The sequence below is a fragment of the Streptomyces sp. NPDC037242 genome (genome assembly GCF_055604165.1).
Genome location: NZ_JBVJUY010000059.1, coordinates 1 through 14,174 on the forward strand (window position 1 = coordinate 1; position 14,174 = coordinate 14,174).

The 14,174-nt window shown below is 71.1% G+C and carries 11 protein-coding genes; 5 read left to right on the top strand and 6 right to left on the bottom strand.

The window, feature by feature from the left end; translation table 11 throughout:
* Positions 1–109: 109 nt before the first annotated feature.
* The 5 genes from ACZ7GJ_RS37460 to ACZ7GJ_RS37480 form a co-directional block, all read right to left on the bottom strand.
* A complete protein-coding gene (locus ACZ7GJ_RS37460; RefSeq protein WP_470758395.1) occupies positions 110–1,048 on the bottom strand; it encodes a zinc metalloprotease in 939 nt (312 codons plus the stop codon).
* A gap of 221 nt (positions 1,049–1,269) precedes the next feature.
* The gene (locus ACZ7GJ_RS37465) at positions 1,270–2,931 is read right to left on the bottom strand and encodes an alkaline phosphatase D family protein (RefSeq protein WP_470758375.1); all 1,662 of its coding nucleotides are present in this window, start codon (positions 2,929–2,931) and stop codon (positions 1,270–1,272) included.
* A 106-nt stretch (positions 2,932–3,037) separates the two neighbouring features.
* Entirely contained in the window at positions 3,038–3,835 is a 798-nt protein-coding gene (locus tag ACZ7GJ_RS37470) for a DsbA family protein (protein ID WP_470758377.1), read from the bottom strand.
* 51 nt (positions 3,836–3,886) lie between these two features.
* Entirely contained in the window at positions 3,887–4,576 is a 690-nt protein-coding gene (locus ACZ7GJ_RS37475) for a hypothetical protein (RefSeq protein ID WP_470758379.1), read from the bottom strand.
* Between the two features lie 61 nt (positions 4,577–4,637).
* A complete protein-coding gene (locus ACZ7GJ_RS37480) occupies positions 4,638–5,963 on the bottom strand; it encodes a DUF2252 domain-containing protein (protein WP_470758381.1) in 1,326 nt (441 codons plus the stop codon).
* A 171-nt stretch (positions 5,964–6,134) separates the two neighbouring features.
* Here ACZ7GJ_RS37480 and dnaE point away from each other — a divergent pair, with 171 nt between their 5' ends.
* Positions 6,135–9,677, top strand: coding sequence for a DNA polymerase III subunit alpha (gene dnaE, locus ACZ7GJ_RS37485; protein WP_470758383.1), 3,543 nt, complete (start codon positions 6,135–6,137; stop codon positions 9,675–9,677).
* Between the two features lie 71 nt (positions 9,678–9,748).
* On the opposite strand, the gene ACZ7GJ_RS37490 is transcribed toward dnaE, so the two are convergent.
* Positions 9,749–9,916, bottom strand: a complete 168-nt coding sequence (locus tag ACZ7GJ_RS37490) for a hypothetical protein (protein WP_470758385.1) — start codon at positions 9,914–9,916, stop codon at positions 9,749–9,751.
* A gap of 209 nt (positions 9,917–10,125) precedes the next feature.
* Here ACZ7GJ_RS37490 and ACZ7GJ_RS37495 point away from each other — a divergent pair, with 209 nt between their 5' ends.
* From ACZ7GJ_RS37495 to ACZ7GJ_RS37510, 4 genes are all read left to right on the top strand, one after another.
* Positions 10,126–11,430 (top strand): NYN domain-containing protein, encoded by a 1,305-nt coding sequence (locus ACZ7GJ_RS37495; RefSeq protein WP_470758387.1) that lies wholly within the window; start codon positions 10,126–10,128, stop codon positions 11,428–11,430.
* 28 nt (positions 11,431–11,458) lie between these two features.
* A complete protein-coding gene (locus ACZ7GJ_RS37500) occupies positions 11,459–12,499 on the top strand; it encodes an ABC transporter ATP-binding protein (protein WP_470758389.1) in 1,041 nt (346 codons plus the stop codon).
* A complete protein-coding gene (locus tag ACZ7GJ_RS37505; protein ID WP_470758391.1) occupies positions 12,496–13,272 on the top strand; it encodes an ABC transporter permease in 777 nt (258 codons plus the stop codon). Before ACZ7GJ_RS37500 ends, ACZ7GJ_RS37505 begins: the two co-directional genes overlap by 4 nt.
* A 67-nt stretch (positions 13,273–13,339) precedes the next feature.
* Positions 13,340–13,993, top strand: a complete 654-nt coding sequence (locus tag ACZ7GJ_RS37510) for a DUF2567 domain-containing protein (protein WP_470758393.1) — start codon at positions 13,340–13,342, stop codon at positions 13,991–13,993.
* Positions 13,994–14,174: the final 181 nt, after the last annotated feature.

Below are 14,174 nucleotides of genomic sequence, written 5' to 3' on the forward strand. Positions count from 1 at the left end.
CCCCCCCCCCCCCCCCCCCCCCCCCCCCCCCCCCCCCCCCCCCCCCCCCCCCCCCCCCCCCCCCCCCCCCCCCCCCCCCCCCCCCCCCGCCGTTTCCGGCTCTCGCGGGTCAGCCGCGGTAGGCGGTCCAGGAGCTGTTCATGCGGGCCACCTGGCCGGCGGTGAACTGGTACATGCAGGAGTCGTACGTGTAGTCCATGAAGTTGTGGATCGGGTCGACGCCGGCCTTGCTGGCGCAGCTGTCACGACCGGTCGGGCACTCGAAGGCCGCGCTCTTCTCGGCCGGGGTGTCCGAAACGGAGTCGCCGCTGCCGTTACAGCCGCCCTGGAAGGTGTGGTAGAGCCCCATCCAGTGGCCGACCTCGTGGGTCGCGGTGTCGCCCTCGTTGTAGTTGGCGGCGGAGCCGCCGGGCAGCGAGGTGTCGAGGACGACGACGCCGTCCATGTTCGGCTGGGAGGCGTAGGAGCTGGGGAAGGTGGCCCAGCCGAGCAGCCCGCCGGACAGGTTCGCGGTGTAGAAGTTCAGCGCGTTCGCGCCGCCCTTGCGCAGCGCGGTCTTCATGTTCTTCTCGGCCGTGGAGCCGGACGCCAGGTTGTACCAGGAGGCGTTGTCCGTGTAGTCGGTCCCCGCCAGGGTGAACTGGTAGTTCGTGTTCACATTGCCGGTGCCCTGGCCGCCGTAGGCCGCGTTGAGGACCGCCAGCTGCTTGCTGATGTCCGTGGACGTCAGCTTTCCGGTCGTGCCGGAGTGGATGACGTGGAAGTACACGGGAATGCTCGTGACGGCCTCGGCGGCGCGCAGGCTGCGCTGCTCCTTCGAGGCCTTGTCCAGCTTCGCCTTGAGGTCGGCGTCCATGGCCTTGGTCTGGGCCTCGGTGACCTCGTTGGGCTCGGCCGCGTGCTGGTCCTTCGGCCGCGCCACGCGGGCGTTGGCCGCGCCGGCGGCCTCCTCGGCGCACACCTCGGCGCCCGTCTTGGCGGCGGCGAGGGTGGTGGGGGCGGCGAGGGGGGTGAAGGCCAGGGCTCCGGCCAGGACGGCCGTACCCATCAGGCGGCGGCGAAGAAGGGGGGATATGCGGGCAAGAGCGCGCACGTGTGCTCCTCGCGAGTGGGGGAATGGCTGGAGGGATCTCCTCAGCTGGCGCGAAGCTTACGTGCGCATGTCATAAACAGGTCAAGTGTCTTACGTAAAAGATTTGTTGCTTCTGATGCCGATGGGGCGCCTGGTCTGAACCAAGCACCCCATCGAACCGCAAATTTGACGGTGGGTCAGCGAACCGGCTGGTCGGCCCGCTCCACCTTCTGCGTGCCGTTCAGCGTCCGGTACGAGCGCTCCCAGCGGGCCGTGGCGTCCTGGCGGCGCTTGTCGGACACGACGTAGTAGTCCATCTGCGAGCGCTCGGCCGTCACGTCCAGCACGCCGTAGCCGTGGGAGTCCATGTCCAGCCACTTCACGTGCCGGTTGGCCGCCTTGATCGCCGTCTCGGCGACCAGCGAGGCCGTGTCGGCCGGGACGTGCAGCATGTCGTCGATATTGTCGGAGGTCACCGACGTCACCACGAACTCCACGCCCGCGGACCGCGACCACGGGTAGGTGGCCGCCGTCACCGGCACGTCGTTCGCCCATGCCATGTGGATGTCACCGGTCAGGAAGACGGTGTTGCGGACGCCGCGGTCCGTCAGGTGGCCGAGCAGCTCCTTGCGGTCGTCCGTGTACCCGTCCCACTGGTCCACGTTGATCGCGATGCCGCCCGTGGGTAGGCCGAGCAGCTCCGCGAGCGGCTCCAGCAGGTGCGCCGGCAGCGAGCCGAAGGCCACGGGCGAGATCATCACCGAGGTGCCGACCAGCTTCCAGGTCGCCTGGGAGCCCGCCAGGCCGGCCTTCAGCCAGTCCAGCTGGGCGCGCCCGGTGAGGGTGCGCTCCGGGTCGTCCACCTTGCCGCTGCCGACCCCGACCTGCTGCGAGCGGAAGCTGCGCAGGTCCAGCAGGTGCAGGTCGGCGAGGGTGCCGAAGCGCAGCCGCCGGTAGACGGTGCCCTCGGTGGAGGTGCGGACCGGCATCCACTCGAAGTACGCCTGACGGGCTGCCGCCGCGCGGACCGCGAAGTCGCCCTCGGTGCCCGGCGTGTGGTTCTCGGCGCCGCCGGACCAGGCGTCGTTGGCTATCTCGTGGTCGTCCCAGATCGCGATCACCGGGTGCGCCAGGTGCAGGGCCTGGAGGTCGGCGTCCGTCTTGTACTTGCCGTGCCGGGTGCGGTAATCGGCCAGGGTGAGGATCTCGTGCGCCGGCTCGTGGCGGCGTACGACGTACTTGTCCTCGGGGTAACCCCCGGTCTGGTACTCGTAGATGTAGTCGCCGAGGTGCAGGATCGCGTCCAGGTCGCCGCGCGCGGCCAGGTGGCGGTACGCGGAGAAGTAGCCCGACTCCCAGTTGGCGCAGGAGACCACGCCGAAGCGGACCCCGGGGGTCGTGGTCTCGGCGGCCGGGGCGGTGCGGGTGCGCCCGACCGGGGAGACGGTGGTGCCCGCGGTGAAGCGGTACCAGTACGCCGTCTGCGGCCGCAGGCCGCGCACATCGGCCTTGACCGTGTGGTCGGAGGCGGCGGAGGAGGTCACGGAGCCGCCGGCGACGATCCGGGAGAAGCCCTTGTCCTCGGCGATCTCCCAGGTCACCGTGGTGGCCGCGCCCTTGCCCGAGCCGGGTACGGCCTCGGCGGTGGGGGTGACGCGGGTCCAGAGCAGGATGCCGTCGGGCAGCGGGTCGCCGGAGGCGACGCCGTGCAGGAAGGCGGGGGCGCTCTCGGCGGCGTGGGCGGTGGTGGAGCCCAGCGCGACGATCGGGGCGAGCGCGGCCGTGGCTGCCGCGGCCTTGACGACCGTACGGCGGCGGGGTGCCGACGAGGCGGCAGAAGAAGAGAGATGACTGGTCACGGGCGGTCATATTACTGATCGGTATATGCGCCAGTACAGCCCTGGGAAGGCAACAGGCGGGCGAACTCTGAGAGTTCGCCCGCCTGTGTGCGGAAGGGGGAGGAGGTCAGCCGGCGATGGCCTTGTCGATCGCCGCCGTGAACTGCTCGGCCGACTGCGGGATCGGGTCGATCTTCTTGCCGTCCATCTTCAGCGTCGGGGTGCCCTGGACGCCGCTCTTGTCGAAGACCTTCGACATCTCGATCGCCCAGCGGTTGTAAGTGCCCTCCTCGACGGCCTTCTTGAACTCGGCGTTGTCCTTGAGCGCCGGCACCTGGTCTGCGATCTTCAGCAGGTACTCGTCCTTGCCGAACTTGTCGTCCTTCTCCTCCGGGTGGTTCGTCGCGGAGTAGAGGGCCGTCTTGTACTCCAGGAACGCGTCCGGGCTGACGTTCAGCGCCGCGCCCAGAGCGCTCAGGGCGTTCTTCGAACCGGAGCCGCCGAAGCCCTTGTCGAGGAAGGTGGCACCGATGAACTGGATCTTGTACTTGCCCGCGTCGAGGTCCTTCTTGATCTGCGGGCCGTTCGCCTGCTCGAAGGTCGCGCAGACCGGGCAGCGCGAGTCCTCGTAGAGCTCCAGGGTCTTCTTGGCCTCAGGCTTGCCGATCACGACGGTCGTGCCGTTCTCGCCGGTGGTGTTCTTCGGCTGGACGACCTTCGCGTCGGCGGCCTTGTCCCACTCGTCGGGCTGGTTCGCCTGCACGACCAGGTAGCCGACGCCGCCGGCCAGGGCCAGGGCCGCGGCGACGCCGCCGGCCACGAATATCTGGCGGCGGACGCGGGCCTTCTTGGCCTGCTGCTCGCGCTCGGCGCGCAGCCGCTCGCGGGCCGCCGCCTTGTTCGCCTGGCTGTTGCGTGCGCTCATGGTGTTCTCCGTGGGGTGTGACTCGTGTGAAAGGGGGGACTGCCGTGTACGTCAGGCGCTCGCGAGCGCGCCGCGTACGGGAGGTCCCCGCCGTCCCACGGAATGCACGGGGAAGCGGGTACGGGCCCCCGCGCCCGAACGTACCGGCCGCGGCACCCGCCGCGCCGGACCGCAGGCCGCCGCGGCCGAGGCCGCGACCAGCAGCAGCGGACGGAAGGCGAAGGCGGCCACCGCACGCACCAGCTGCCCCAGCGCGCGCTCGCCGTGCCGCAGCCACACCGCGGCCAGCAGCCCGACGCCCACGTGCCCGCCCAGCAGCAGCCACGGCGTCCACGGCCCGGGCGCCGCCAGCAGCGCCGCCGGATCGGCGACGGGCCCGGCCACCTCGGCCAGCGGGCCGCCCACCGGCGTGCCGCCGCACAGCTCCTCCAGGCCGAGCGCGCGCAGCGGACCCGCTACGGGACCGCCCGCCGGGCCGTAGCAGACGTGCTGGCCGGCGGTGAAGGCGGTGTCGGCCGCCAGCTCCAGCGGTACGAGCAGGCCGGCGATGGGGCCGAGGCCCCGCTCGCGGCCCGCGAGCGCGTAAGCGATCGCGAACACGGCGGCGAAAGCGCCGCCCACCAGCGCGGGAGGCAGCGGTACCCGGGACAGCAGGACGTGCGAGCCGGCCGAGAGCAGCACGACGAGCGCGCTGAACAGCGCGGCCCGCAGCGCCCTCGGTCCTGCCCCTGATATGTCCATCGCGGCGAGTCTGCCATGCGTCCCTGTGAAACCGGGTCCTGGGTCCCGGCGGACCAGGGATTCAGGGCATGATCCGGCCGTTGCGGAAGAGGTCCACGAAGATCTGGTGGTCGGCGCGGGCCCGGGCCCCGTACGCGTGGGCGAAGTCCACCAGCAGGTCCGCGAAGCCCTCCTCATCGGCGGCGATGGCCGCGTCGATGGCCCGCTCCGTCGAGAAGGGGACCAGGGTCTGCCCGCTCTCGTCCGCGTCGGCGGCTCCGTGCATGGTCGCCGTGGCCCGGCCCAGGTCCGCCACGACGGCCGCTATCTCCCGCGGGTCGTCCAGGTCCGACCAGTCCAGGTCCACCGCGTACGGGGAGACCTCGGCGACCAGCTGACCGGCCCCGTCCAGCTCCGTCCAGCCCAGCCACGGGTCGGCGTGCGCCTGGAGGGCCCGCTGGGAGATCACCGTGCGGTGCCCCTCGTGCTGGAAGTAGTCCCGCACCGCCCGCTCGGTGATGTGCCGGGACACCGCCGGGGTCTGCGCCTGCTTGAGGTAGATCACGACGTCGTTCTCCAGGGCGTCGCTGTGCCCCTCCAGCAGGATGTTGTACGAGGGCAGGCCGGCCGAGCCGATCCCGACGCCCCGGCGCCCCACCACGTCCTTGACCCGGTAGGAGTCCGGCCGCACCAGCGACTCGTCGGGCAGGGTCTCCAGGTACCCGTCGAAGGCGGCCAGCACCTTGTAGCGGGTGGCCGCGTCCAGCTCGATCGTCCCCGCGCCGGGCGCGAAGCGGCGCTCGAAGTCCCGTATCTCCGTCATCGAGTCCAGCAGGGAGAAGCGGGTGCGCGAGCGGGCCGAGCGCAGGGCGTCCAGCAGCGGGCCCTCGGCGGTGTCCAGGGTGAAGGAGGGCACCTCCTCCAGCTTGGCCCCGGTGGCCAGGCGGTGGATCCGCTCCCGGTAGGCGCCGGCGTAGGTCCGCACCAGATCGCTGATCTGCTCGTCGCTGAGGGCCTTGGTGTAGCCGATCAGGGCGACGGAGGCGGCGAACCGCTTCAGGTCCCAGGTGAAGGGGCCGACGTAGGCCTCGTCGAAGTCGTTGACGTTGAAGACGAGGCGGCCGTTGGAGTCCATGTAGGTGCCGAAGTTCTCGGCGTGCAGATCGCCGTGGATCCACACCCGCCCGGTGCGCTCGTCCAGGTACGGGCCGCCGTGCCGGTCGCGCTCCAGGTCCGCGTAGAAGAGGCAGGCCGTGCCCCGGTAGAAGGCGAACGCCGAGGCCGCCATCTTGCGGAATTTGACCTGGAAGGCAGCGGGGTCGGCGGCGAGCAGCTCACCGAAGGCGGTGTCGAAAACGTCGAGGATCTGCTCGGCGCGCTGCTCGTCGGTCGTCTCGGTAACCGCCATGGCGGATGCCTCCTGGTGGTGCGGTGGATCGGCGCTTTTGATCGGGCGCTGCGGACAGGTGTCCTTGGCTCTGCAACGGATGAAGGTACCCGTCGGTGCCCCGGATCTGTCACCCGGGAGACGTAAGATTCGTAGCTGCCGCCCCTCTCTCCCCTCCGGAGGACCCCCACCGTGACCAAGCCGCCGTTCACGCACCTGCACGTCCACACCCAGTACTCCCTGCTGGACGGTGCCGCGCGGCTGAAGGACATGTTCAACGCGTGCAACGAGATGGGCATGACGCACATCGCCATGTCCGACCACGGCAACCTGCACGGCGCCTATGACTTCTTCCACACCGCGAAGAAGGCGGGTGTGACCCCGATCATCGGCATCGAGGCGTACGTCGCCCCCGAGTCCCGGCGCAACAAGCGCCGCATCCAGTGGGGCCAGCCGCACCAGAAGCGCGACGACGTCTCCGGCTCCGGCGGTTACACCCACAAGACGATCTGGGCGGCGAACGCCACCGGCCTGAACAACCTCTTCCGGCTGTCCTCCGACGCGTACGCCGAGGGCTGGCTCACCAAGTGGCCGCGCATGGACAAGGAGACCATCTCCAAGTGGTCGGAGGGCCTGATCGCCTCCACCGGCTGCCCCTCCGGAGAGCTCCAGACCCGGCTGCGCCTCGGCCAGTTCGACGAGGCCCTGAAGGCCGCCTCCGAGTACCAGGACATCTTCGGCAAGGACCGGTACTTCCTGGAGCTGATGGACCACGGCATCGAGATCGAGCGCCGGGTCCGCGACGGCCTGCTGGAGATCGGCAAGAAGCTCGGCATCCCGCCCCTGGTGACGAACGACTCGCACTACACCTACGCGAGCGAGGCGGGCGCCCACGACGCCCTGCTGTGCATCCAGACCGGCAAGAACCTCTCGGACCCCGACCGCTTCCGCTTCGACGGCACCGGCTACTACCTGAAGTCCACGGACGAGATGTACGCCATCGACTCCTCGGACGCCTGGCAGGAGGGCTGCGCCAACACGAGGCTGGTCGCGGACCAGATCGACACCGAGGGCATGTTCAAGTTCCGCAACCTCATGCCGAAGTTCGACATCCCGGACGGCTACACCGAGGTCACCTGGTTCCGCGAGGAGACCATGCGCGGCATGCACCGCCGCTACCCCGGAGGCATCCCGGACGACCGGATGAAGCAGGCCGAGTACGAGATGGACACGATCATCTCGATGGGCTTCCCCGGCTACTTCCTCGTGGTCGCCGACTTCATCATGTGGGCCAAGAACCAGGGCATCGCGGTGGGCCCCGGCCGAGGCTCCGCGGCCGGCTCGATCGTCGCGTACGCCATGGGCATCACCGACCTCGACCCCCTCACCCACGGTCTGATCTTCGAGCGCTTCCTCAACCCCGAGCGCGTCTCCATGCCCGATGTCGACATCGACTTCGACGAGCGCAGGCGCGTCGAGGTGATCCGGTACGTGACCGAGAAGTACGGCGCCGACAAGGTCGCCATGATCGGCACCTACGGCACCATCAAGGCCAAGAACGCGATCAAGGACTCCGCTCGCGTCCTCGGCTACCCGTACGCCATGGGCGACCGGCTCACCAAGGCCATGCCCGCCGACGTCCTCGGCAAGGGCATCCCGCTCTCCGGCATCCTCGACCCGCAGCACCCGCGCTACGGCGAGGCCGGCGAGATCCGCGGGATGTACGAGAACGAGCCGGACGTCAAGAAGGTCATCGACACCGCCCGCGGCGTGGAGGGCCTGGTCCGCCAGATGGGCGTGCACGCCGCCGGCGTCATCATGTCCAGCGAGACGATCACCGACCACGTGCCGGTCTGGGTCCGCCACTCCGACGGCGTCACCATCACCCAGTGGGACTACCCGAGCTGCGAGTCGCTCGGCCTGCTGAAGATGGACTTCCTCGGCCTGCGCAACCTCACGATCATGGACGACGCCGTCAAGATGGTGAAGGCCAACAAGGGGATCGACATCGATCTCCTGGCCCTCCCGCTCGACGACCCCAAGACCTTCGAACTGCTCGGCCGCGGTGACACCCTCGGCGTCTTCCAGTTCGACGGCGGGCCCATGCGCTCCCTGCTGCGCCTGATGAAGCCCGACAACTTCGAAGACATCTCCGCCGTGTCCGCCCTGTACCGGCCGGGCCCGATGGGCATGAACTCGCACACGAACTACGCCCTGCGAAAGAACAAGCAGCAGGAGATCACCCCGATCCACCCGGATCTGGAGAAGCCCCTCGAAGAGGTGCTCGCGGTCACCTACGGCCTGATCGTCTACCAGGAGCAGGTGCAGAAGGCCGCGCAGATCATCGCCGGGTACTCGCTCGGCGAGGCCGACATCCTGCGCCGCGTGATGGGCAAGAAGAAGCCCGAGGAGCTGGCGAAGAACTTCACCATCTTCCAGGAGGGCGCCCGGAAGAACGGCTACAACGACAAGGCCATCCAGGCCCTGTGGGACGTCCTGGTCCCCTTCGCCGGCTACGCCTTCAACAAGGCCCACTCGGCCGCGTACGGCCTGGTCTCCTACTGGACCGCCTACCTCAAGGCGAACTTCCCGGCCGAGTACATGGCCGGCCTGCTCACCTCGGTCAAGGACGACAAGGACAAGTCCGCGATCTATCTGAACGAGTGCCGCCGGATGGGCATCAAGGTGCTCCCGCCGAACGTCAACGAGTCGGAGCCGAACTTCGCCGCCCAGGGCGACGACGTGATCCTCTTCGGCCTGACCGCGGTCCGCAACGTCGGCCAGAACGTCGTCGAGTCGATCATCAAGACCAGGAAGGCCAAGGGGAAGTACTCCACCTTCCCCGACTTCCTGGACAAGGTCGAAGCCGTCGTCTGCAACAAGCGGACCATCGAGTCGCTGATCAAGGCCGGCGCCTTCGACGAGATGGGCCACACCCGCAAGGGCCTGGTCGCCCACCACGAACCGATGATCGACAACGTCGTCGCGGTCAAGCGCAAGGAAGCCGAGGGACAGTTCGACCTGTTCGGCGGAATGGGTGACGAGGGCGCGAGCGACGAGCCGGGATTCGGCCTCGACGTCGAGTTCTCCGACGTCGAGTGGGAGAAGTCCTACCTGCTCGCCCAGGAGCGCGAGATGCTCGGCCTGTACGTCTCCGACCACCCGCTCTTCGGCCTGGAGCACGTGCTCTCCGACAAGACCGACGCCGGAATCTCCCAGCTCACCGGTGGTGAGCACTCCGACGGCGCCGTCGTCACCATCGGCGGCATCATCTCCGGCCTCCAGCGCAAGATGACCAAGCAGGGCAACGCCTGGGCCATCGCCACCGTCGAGGACCTCGCCGGCTCCATCGAGTGCATGTTCTTCCCGGCCACCTACCAGCTCGTCTCCACCCAGCTGGTCGAGGACACCGTCGTCTTCGTCAAGGGCCGCCTCGACAAGCGCGAGGACGTCCCCCGCCTGGTCGCCATGGAGATGATGGTCCCCGACCTGACCTCCGCCGGGACCAACGCCCCGGTCGTCCTCACCATCCCGACCGTCAAGGTCACCCCGCCGATGGTGACCCGTCTGGGGGAGATCCTGCGCCACCACAAGGGCAACACCGAGGTGCGGATCAAGCTCCAGGGGCCGCGCACCACCACCGTGCTGCGCCTCGACAAGCACCGGGTCCAGCCCGACCCGGCGCTCTTCGGCGACCTCAAGGTGCTGCTCGGCCCGTCCTGCCTGGCCGGTTGAGGCACAGACGTGAAGAGGGGCGCGCCCGGGGATCCGGGCGCGCCCCTCTTCGTGCCACTCGCGGAGGCGCGTCAGTTGTGGCCGAACCGCTTCGACTTGCCCTTGCGCGCCATGTCCATCGGGGTCGGTGCCGAGGACGTCGACTCGGGCGAGGACTCCGTCGAACCCTTCTGGAGATCCTGCTGCGGCGAACGGTTCTGCTGCTTCTGCGGCTGCTTCTGGTTCTTGTTCTTGGCCATGGTGGAGCCTCCGTGAGGGTCTAGGGGCCAGGACCGCCTTCACACTCACACAGCGGCAGAAAGCGCGCATTTTGGATCATTACTGCGCGTAGTCGGCGGTCCTTCCCCCTCCCGCGCGAGATCCGCCACGCCGATGATCGAGTTCCGGCCTTCAACCCCCTTGCGGTCGGGCAGACTCGGGGAAACTCCAAGGACCCCCAGGGAAGAGGGTGGTACGCGTGGACCGCTGCGTCGTCCTGGTGGACGCCGGCTATCTGCTGGGCGCCGCCGCGAGCCTCCTCGCAGGGGAGCCGTCCCGCTCCCGGATCACCGTCGACCATGCCGCGCTGATCCAGGGCCTGCGCGAGCGCGCCGAGGCCGACACCGAGCAGCCGCTGCTGCGGATCTACTGGTTCGACGGTGCACCCGACCGGGTGCCGCAACCCGAGCACCGCCGGCTGCGCGTCATGTCCCGGGTCACCGTCCGGCTGGGCGCCCTGACCCGCAGCGACGGGCGCTGGGCGCAGAAGGGCGTCGACGCCGCCATGCACGCCGAGCTCACCGAGCTGGCCCGCAACCGCGCCTGCTCCGACGTCGTCCTGGTCACCGGCGACGGAGACCTCCTGCCCGGCCTGATGTCCGCCAAGGAACACGGGGTCGCCGTCCACCTCTGGGCCGTCCAGGCGGCCGACGGCGACTACAACCAGTCCGAGGACCTCGTCGCCGAAGCGGACGAGCGCCGCGTACTGGACCGCACCTGGATCACCCGGGCCGTCCGCGCCCGCGACCTCTCCGGACTGTGCGCCCCGGCGCCCGCTCCCCGGCCCGAGATCGCCGCCATCCTCTCGGCCCCGCTGCCCGAGGCGGCCCTGGCCGAGGCCGCGCGCAACGGCAACGGAGGCGCGGCCCCCGCCGCGCCCGAGGACCACGCCGCCCCCGTACCGGCGCCCACCGGCGCGGGCGGCAAGAGCGTCCCCACGCCCAAGGACCTCGCGGGCTCGCTGCGCGCCCCCGCACAGGGCGCCCCCGTGGGCGGCCAGAACAACGGCCCGCAGGCCGCCCCGGCCGGCAGCGCCCTGCGCTGGTCCTCCGACAAGGGCTGGATCGACCGGGCCGGACCGCTCGGCGAGCCCGCCGAGACGGCCTCCCTGCCCACCCTCGCCCAGCTCACCTCCGCCGAACAGCGCTGGGCGGACCGCGAGGAGGACATCACCACCGTCGGCGGCGACCCCTTCGAGGTCGGCCAGGTCTTCGCGCGCCGCTGGATGGAACGGCTGCCGGAGACCGTGCACCTGCAGAAGCTCGCCACCATGTACCCGCGGATCCCGCACCGGATCGACGGGGAGCTGCTGCGCTACGCGGCCCGGTTCGGCCTCCTGGCCCACAAGGACGACCAGATCGACGAGCACGACCGGTACGCCATCCGGGCCGGGTTCTGGCGCGAGATCGACGTACGGGCCGCCGCCGAGCACCTGTCCGCGACACCGGGCCAGGCCGCCGGAGCCCCCGTCCCGGCCGCCCCGGCAGCCGAGTAGGGGCGGGAACCCCGTAGGCTGCTCCCTCGTGAGTACGGGCACAGCACAAGCGGAAAACGGCGTGGCGGCGGCCGGGGGGTCGACCTCCGACGTGGTCTGCGCGGTGCGTGACCTGGTCAAGACGTATCCGGCGGTACGGGGACGGCGCGGGGCTCCCGCCCTGCCCGAGACCCGCGCCACCGACGGGATCTCCCTGGACGTGCGGCGCGGCGAGATCTTCGGTCTGCTCGGCCCCAACGGCGCCGGCAAGTCGACGCTGGTCCGGCAGCTGACCGGGCTCATGCGGCCCGACTCCGGCGCCGTGACCCTGCTCGGCCACGACCTCGTACGCCACCCCGAGCGCGCGGCCCGGCTGCTCGCCTACCTGGGGCAGGAGTCCACCGCCCTCGACGAGCTCACGGTGGCACTGGCCGCCGAGACCACCGCGCGGCTGCGCGGGCTCGGCGTACGGGAGGCACGGGCCGAGCGGGACTCCGTACTGGAGGAACTCGGGCTGACCGACATCGCCGGGCGGCCCCTGAAGAAGCTTTCCGGCGGGCAGCGGCGCCTCGCGTGCGTCGCCGCCGCGCTGGTGGGGGAGCGGCCGGTACTGGTCCTCGACGAGCCCACGACCGGCATGGACCCGGTGGCCCGGCGGGCCGTCTGGGCGGCCGTCGACCGGCGGCGCGCCCAGGCCGGGGCCACCGTGCTGCTGGTCACCCACAACGTCATCGAGGCCGAGACCGTCCTCGACCGGGTCGCCGTCATCGACCAGGGCCGGGTCATCGCCTGCGACACCCCGGCCGGGCTCAAGGCGCAGGTCTCCGACGAGGTCCGCCTGGAGCTGGTGTGGCGGACCGCGCCGCCGCTGGAGGTGCCGGAGGTCGCGGCGCTCGCGCCGGCGGCCGCCGAGTCCGGTCGGCGCTGGGTGCTGCGGCTCGGCCAGGACGAGGCCCGGGCCGCGGTCGCCGCGGTGACCGGGGGGCCGGCCTTCGCCGCCCTCGACGATTTCACTCTGGCGACGCCGAGCCTGGAGGACGTGTACCTCGCGCTGGGCGGGCGTACCTCGAAGGGACTGGTGAAGGCGTGACGACCGCCCTTCCCGCTGTGGGTGTGCTCGCGCCGCGGGCGCGGTTCTTCCCCGCGCTGGCCGCGGTGTACCGGGCGCAGCTCTCGCGGGCCCGCGTGTCGCGGATCCCGCTGCTGTTCGTGGCCACCTTCCAGTCCGTCGGGATCATGATCCTGATGCGCGGGGTCGTCGACGGCGGCTCCGAAGCGCGCGCCGTGGTCGCCGGTTCCTCGGTCCTGGTCGTCGCCTTCGTCGCGTTGAACCTGCTCGCGCAGTACTTCGGGCAACTGCGGGCCAGCGGGGGGCTCGACCACTACGCCACCCTGCCGGTGCCGCCCGCGTCGGTGGTGCTGGGCGCCGCCGCCGCGTACGCCTCCTTCACGCTGCCGGGGACGCTGGTGACGGCCGTCTTCGGGTGCGTGCTGTTCGGGCTGCCGATGGGCGGGCTGTGGATCCTGGCCGCGGTGGTACCGCTGGCCGGGGCCGCGCTGGCCGGTCTCGGGGCGGCGCTGGGCCTGCTCGCGCCGCGCCAGGAGCTGGCCACGCTGGCCGGGCAGCTGGGGATGTCGGCGGCGCTGCTGCTGGGGGTGCTGCCGCCGGAGCGGATGCCCGAGGTGATCGTGTGGGCGCGGGACCTGCTCCCGTCGACGTACGGGGTCGAGGCGTTCGCGCGGACCTTCGCGCCGCACCCGGACTGGGCCGCGGTCGTCCTCGACCTCGGCGTGTGCGCGGCCGTCGGGGTGCTCTCGCTGGCCGTCGCGACGTGGGCGTACCGGCGGGCGTCGGTCCGCTGACGCGGGTACGGGCGCGGGTGCTGGTGCCGGGCGGCGTACGCCGTTCAGGACCTGGCACGATGTGGGGGTGACCGAAGCCGTGACCCCTCATGACCTGCCGCCGTCGCCGCTCCCGCCGGAGTCCGACGCGGCCATCACCCCCGCGGACATCCGCGACGGGGCCGCCGTCGCCCTGGCGGTGGGAGTGGCCGGCGTACTGCTCGGGCTGCTGTGGGCCTGGCTCGCGCCGCGGGTGCAGTACGTCTCGAACGGTGAGGCCGTCTTCCTGCGGAACACCGAGAGCGAGGCGCGGATCGGGTCCGACGGGACGTTTCTGCTGCTGTCGGCCGGGCTGGGCGTGCTGAGCGCGGTGCTCGTGTTCCTGTGGCGCCGCCGGGGCGGTGTCCCGCTGGTGATCGGGCTGGTGGTCGGGTCCTGCTTCGCCTCGCTCGTGGGGTGGCGGCTGGGGCTGTGGCTCGGGCCGACCTCCGACCTGGTCGAGGCCGCGAAGCGGGCGGGCAAGGGGGTTGCCTTCGACGCGCCGCTGGAGCTGTTGGCGCACGGGGTGCTGCTGGGCTGGCCGATGGTGGCCGTCGTGGTCCACCTGGGCCTGACGGCCCTGTGGGCCCCGCGCGACCCGGATCCGGTGCCGGACTGGCACGATGCCGTGTATCCGCCGCCGCACGTACACGCCCCGGGCGCGGACGCCGCGCCGGAGCCCCCGCGCGGCGCTGCCTCTTAACGCGTCCCTCGCACCGCTGCGCGGACCCATTTCCCGACGCGCCCCTCGCGCCGCTGCGCGGGCTTCGGCGCGCTGCGCCGGACTCCGTCCGTCGGGCCTTGGGCGGCGCCGGGGGCGCGGGTTGCCGCTGCGCGGGGCCGTCCCCTACCCGCCCTTCCACCGTTCCCCGGGCCCTGCCCGG

Coding starts and splice junctions, on each gene's coding strand:
- ACZ7GJ_RS37475 (WP_470758379.1), bottom strand. CDS start 4,576: ATGGACATATCAGGGGCAGGACCGAGGGCGCTGCGGGCCGCGCTGTTC.
- ACZ7GJ_RS37470 (WP_470758377.1), bottom strand. CDS start 3,835: ATGAGCGCACGCAACAGCCAGGCGAACAAGGCGGCGGCCCGCGAGCGG.
- ACZ7GJ_RS37490 (WP_470758385.1), bottom strand. CDS start 9,916: ATGGCCAAGAACAAGAACCAGAAGCAGCCGCAGAAGCAGCAGAACCGT.
- ACZ7GJ_RS37460 (WP_470758395.1), bottom strand. CDS start 1,048: ATGGGTACGGCCGTCCTGGCCGGAGCCCTGGCCTTCACCCCCCTCGCC.
- ACZ7GJ_RS37480 (WP_470758381.1), bottom strand. CDS start 5,963: ATGGCGGTTACCGAGACGACCGACGAGCAGCGCGCCGAGCAGATCCTC.